Annotated in this window: 1 protein-coding gene; it reads right to left on the bottom strand. The window is 50.5% G+C overall.

Annotated features, from left to right (window positions below; translation table 11 throughout):
- Positions 1 to 81: 81 nt before the first annotated feature.
- Positions 82 to 654, bottom strand: a 573-nt coding sequence (locus R7093_RS25980) for a thiazole synthase (protein ID WP_318147115.1), incomplete at its 5' end; no start/stop codon positions are given.

Consider the following 654-nt stretch of genomic DNA (forward strand, 5'->3'; position numbering starts at 1 on the left):
TTTAGCATAAATCGACATGGATATGTCATCCCAATCGAGCTGCTGAAAGCGATCATAAAAGCTCATCTTGACCCCTCACTTCTACAGTTCATCGAGAAAAGCCGTTAGCGGACTTGAAGCAACTGCATGAGAAACTTTCCCTGCAAGCCCAGCTTCATAAGCCATACGACCTGACTCGACTGCCATCTTGAACGCTTTCGCCATCGCAACGGGATTACTTGCAGCAGCGATCGCCGTATTGACCAACACGGCATCCGCGCCCATTTCCATCGCTCTTGCCGCATGTGAAGGCGCACCAATTCCCGCATCCACGACAACAGGTACGTTCGCTTGGTCAATAATGATTTCTAGAAAATCGTGCGAAGCGATACCTTTGTTCGAACCAATCGGCGCACCCAATGGCATCACCGCAGCACAGCCAACTTCTTCCAGTCGTTTACATAACACCGGATCGGCATGGCAATATGGCAACACAATAAAGCCTTCTCGCACGAGCTGTTCGGCAGCGGCTAAGGTTTCTATCGGATCAGGCATTAAGTATTTTGGGTCGGGATGGATCTCCAGTTTGACCCAATTTGTGCCCAACGCTTCGCGAGCAAGCTGCGCAGCAAAAACCGCATCTTTGGCATTTTTAGCGCCAGAGGTGTTCGGTAG

Source organism: Vibrio sp. 1580 (assembly GCF_033340055.1).